This window comes from Flavobacterium sp. FPG59 (assembly GCF_002150205.1).
GTDB lineage: Bacteria > Bacteroidota > Bacteroidia > Flavobacteriales > Flavobacteriaceae > Flavobacterium.
Genome location: NZ_MTCA01000248.1, coordinates 1 through 4260 on the forward strand (window position 1 = coordinate 1; position 4260 = coordinate 4260).

The following is a 4260-nucleotide window of genomic DNA, read 5'->3' on the forward strand; positions in this document are numbered from 1 at the left end:
GATTGAAATCATACTAGAAAAGTGTAAAATGTATTGTTTTTGAAATAATCTTAAAACAGGACCTAAAATGGCTAAAGTATCTTATTAAAGTATCATAGCGTATGATATTTATCAGTTTTTAGTTTCTCGACTTTTGTGGTTTATTTATTTAAATCATTTTAGCATGACAACACTTAAACCACTCCATACTTTTCATATCCCGGTTATGGGACTTGCTTATACGATTGATAGTCCGATACGAGTGGCGAAGTATGGAATTTCATCCGTTATTTCAATTATGGATGATGAGCTTATCGAAAAAATGAATGCTTTTTACAGCAAGAAATTTGATTTTCCGTATCAGGAAATTACCCAAAAAATACATGATTATCGCGCAGAACGCATTACTTCTTATCTGAATTTGGTAGACAAAATCGTTAAGGAAAAATTCGAAAATTTCAAAACGGAATTATCGGAAAGCAAATCAGCTTTGGAAAATTACATTGCGATGCTGCCCAACAAATCAGAGATTAAAGCAGGTTTGCAAAACTTGATGGAAGACGGTTTCGCTTTCAAAGAAAATATCAAAAATTATCTGGAGAAAAATCTTTATCTGGGCAATATTGATGTTAATATTATGACCAAATTGGATAAGGATAATTTCATCAAAGAGGAACAATTACCAATTATTTTTAATGATGCGCATGCCGCATTGCGTGGTTTTGTAAACAGTACATTAGAATCTTCAGTTGTTTTATCGGCTGGGATGAATCCAAGATTATACAGCTATTTTGAAAGTTTTTCGGCCTTCTTTCCGGATGCGAAGAATGCACTGAAAAAGAAAATCACGCTGAAAGTAAGTGACTTTCGTTCGGCAATGATTCAAGGGAATTTTTTAGCTAAAAAAGGACTTTGGGTTTCTGAATATCGAATTGAATCCGGACTGAATTGTGGCGGACACGCTTTTGCCACCGAAGGCTATTTGTTGGGACCGATTTTAGAAGAATTCAAACAGAAAAAAGAGCAATTGATTCAATCTGCGCATGAGTTGATGGTTAAAGCATTGGGACAAAAAGAAATGCATGTTCCGGAACAACCATTGGATTTAAAAATCACGTTTCAAGGCGGCATAGGAGCTGCTGAAGAACACGATTTTCTATTGGATCATTATGATGTGGATTCTGTGGGTTGGGGTTCGCCGTTTTTATTAGTTCCTGAAGCCACTTCGGTTGATAAACTCACCCTAGCATCATTGGCCGCAGCCAAAGTGAATTTGTCTCGCAATATCTTCATGTCTTCACTTGCTTTTTTGTCTAAAACCTTTGCATAGTGCTGGGTGGTTCGTAAGTTTTTATGCCCTAACAATTTGCTTACACTCTCGATCGGAACACCATTTGTAAGCGTTACCGTGGTTGCAAAAGTATGCCGGGCAATATAATTTGACTAATTTAATTGTTTAAAGCCGAATTAATGATTATCTCACATTGAAATAGTTTGAACTCATTATTTATAAATAATTTTAATAGTTTTTTTAGTTTTCGTTTACCTTCAAACTTGCTTAAAGAATATTAGGATGATTAGTCAGGTTTGTGTTTTTAAAAGTTGAAAGTCTAACACCATCAGTAAGCAAAATAATTTTTTTGATTATCACTGTTTTTATTTTCATCGTTTAATATAAACACTGCATAATTCCCTTTTAGTAGATCAAAGAAGGCTGCCGATGAAGAATTATTTGAAATCGTTGTACTTTCTTTTTTATAATATCTATTGAATTTCTCATCTGGTATTGAATCCTCTTTGTTAAATCAGATCAATAGAATAACTCTTCTAGAATTTCTTAAATCATTTACTTTAATCGCTGACTTAAGGAATAATAGGAAACTGTTGGTAAGAAAAATGCAGATATAAGTTTTTTCGTTGGGATTTTTTTGAAGTTAATTAAGATTTTAATTTGATTTTTTGTAACTCCAAATCGCCATACCATTGACAAATACTGCAAAGCCACTGACGATTAATAAATTATTCAGCACGTCAGAAAAACCGGAACCTTTCAAAAGAACCATTCTTATGAACTCTACAAAATACCGAATAGGGTTTAACAACGTTAGATTTTGAGCCCACTTAGGCATACTTTCGATAGGTGTGAACAAACCGCTCATCAAAATAAAGATTACCATGAAAAACCAAGCAATAAACATGGCTTGTTGTTGGGTTTCGGTGTGATTGGATATATACAGTCCTAATCCTAAAATTAAAAGTAAATACACGGCTGTGAATCCATAAACTAGAAAGATATTACCTAACATGGGAACACTAAAAACAACTTTGGCTATTACTAAACCCACGGTTAAAATCACTAAACCAAGCACCCAAAACGGGAATAATTTCCCAATAATAAACTGATACTTTTTTATTGGTGTTACATTGATTTGCTCTAATGTTCCCAGCTCTTTTTCTCGGACAATATTCATCGATGACAGAAATAAAGTTAACATAGTGACCAATAAAACTAAAATTCCGGGTACCATAAAAGTTTTATAATTTAAGGTCTTGTTGTACCAAAAAGAGGGGATAACCAGTATGTTTTGCGATACTTCTTTATTTTCGGAGAAGTATTTTGACTGCATTTGGATGTTTTGATTGTAGGTGTTTATAATCTGTGTTACATATACATTTTCAACACCGGCTGTTGCAGCATCAATGGCGTTAATATTTACTGAAATGCTCGCTTCTTGGTCTTTTTGCAGGTCACGATTGAAGTGAACCGGAATGTTTACTATAATATCGGTTTTTCCTTTTTGCATTTCCTCGACAGCTTCTTTTTCTGAAAAATCAGAGTCTGTAACTTTAAAATAAGTTGAGGCTTTAAAAGCGTTTATTAAATCTCTTGAATCCCGACTTTTGTCATTATCAACAAAAGTGATAGCAATATTTTTAACATCGAATGTGGCTGCATTTGACAAAATTAATAATTGCAAAATGGGCAAAATAAATATCAGTTGCAGCATACTTTTGTCTCTAAAAATTTGCTTAAACTCTTTTTGAATGATGAATACTATTGTTTTCATTTTTTGGCCGCTAAGTCGCAAAGTCGCGAAGTTTTTAATTTTTTTATTGTCATTGACATTACGATTGAAATTTTTATTCTAATCTAATTTTATATTTTTTAATGCTTAACGTTATAAAAAACACGGTCATGCCAATTAATATCAGCGTTTCTTTCCATACATATTGAATTCCGACTCCTTTGAGCATGATGGCTTTTACAATGATAATAAACCATTTTGCAGGAATGATGTCGCTGATCAACTGCATCGGCAACGGCATACTGTTTACAGGGAAAATGAATCCAGAGAGGATAATGACAGGCAGCATCAATCCCATTAAGGAAAGCATCATTGCGGTTTGCTGTGAATTAGAAACGGTAGAAATTAATATACCCAGTGAAAGTGCGGAAATTATAAATAAAATACTTTCGAAAGCCAACAAAAAGATACTTCCATTAATTGGCATTTTGAAAATAAAATATCCCAATGTTAAAATTACAATTGCATTGATTATCGAAAGAAAAATATACGGAAATACTTTGCCAATAATTACCTGAAATGGTTTTAAAGGAGAAACCAGAAGGATTTCCATAGTTCCCAATTCTTTTTCTCGTGTAATAGAAATAGAGGTCATCATAGCCGAAACCAGCATTAAAATTACCGTCATAACGCCAGGTACAAAATTAAATACACTTTTGAGTTCCGGATTATAAAACATTCTCGATTGTACTTCAACTTTTACTTGATTGCTATTGGATTGTTTTTTTTGGGATTGATAATTCTGAATAATAGCCGACGTATAATTGGCTATGGTATTTGCTACATTTGGTTCGGTGGCGTCAGTGATGGCTTGGATAATGGCTACTTTTTTTGTTTCGAGATTTTTACTGAAATTAGGTTCAAAAATTAGTACTGCCTTAATTTTTCCTTTTTTAAATTCGGATTCTATATCACTTTCTTTTTCAATTTGGTTTTCAACGTTAAAATAGGGGGAAGCTTTTATTTTATAAATAATTTTCTGAGTTTCAACATCATTTGACTGGTCTAAGATGGCAATATTTACATTATTGATTTCATTTGTTATGGCGAAACCAAAGAGTAAAATTTGAGCGATTGGCATACCAAAAAGTATAAACAACGAGCGTTTATCTCTGAAAATATGGTAGAATTCTTTCTTTACAAATCCGATGAATCTTTTCATTTTAAACTTTTTAGGTTTTTAAACCATTAAGAT

The 4260-nt window shown here is 32.8% G+C and carries 2 protein-coding genes and 3 pseudogenes; 1 reads left to right on the plus strand and 4 read right to left on the minus strand.

The genetic code is table 11. The annotated features are described in order from the left end of the window. Window positions 1-163: 163 nt before the first annotated feature. A pseudogene (locus FPG59_RS14390) lies at window positions 164-1291 on the plus strand (hypothetical protein); the annotation flags it as partial. Between the two features lie 53 nt (window positions 1292-1344). On the opposite strand, the pseudogene FPG59_RS17055 reads toward FPG59_RS14390, so the two are convergent. From FPG59_RS17055 to FPG59_RS14410, 4 genes and pseudogenes are all read right to left on the minus strand, one after another. Next, a pseudogene (locus FPG59_RS17055) lies at window positions 1345-1413 on the minus strand (hypothetical protein); the annotation flags it as partial. 185 nt (window positions 1414-1598) lie between these two features. Next, window positions 1599-1772, minus strand: a pseudogene (locus tag FPG59_RS17060) (DUF2141 domain-containing protein); the annotation flags it as partial. A 153-nt stretch (window positions 1773-1925) separates the two neighbouring features. Beyond that, window positions 1926-3047 (minus strand): ABC transporter permease, encoded by a 1122-nt coding sequence (locus FPG59_RS14405; protein WP_086455268.1) that lies wholly within the window; start codon window positions 3045-3047, stop codon window positions 1926-1928. A 73-nt stretch (window positions 3048-3120) separates the two neighbouring features. Further along, complete coding sequence (locus tag FPG59_RS14410; protein ID WP_086455269.1) at window positions 3121-4227, minus strand: ABC transporter permease; 1107 nt, start codon at window positions 4225-4227, stop codon at window positions 3121-3123. Between the last annotated feature and the right edge of the window lie 33 nt (window positions 4228-4260).

What these genes read in the sequence shown, in the direction of transcription:
- FPG59_RS14405 (WP_086455268.1), bottom strand. Translation starts at nt 3,047, where the DNA reads ATGAAAACAATAGTATTCATCATTCAAAAAGAGTTTAAGCAAATTTTT.
- FPG59_RS14410 (WP_086455269.1), bottom strand. Translation starts at nt 4,227, where the DNA reads ATGAAAAGATTCATCGGATTTGTAAAGAAAGAATTCTACCATATTTTC.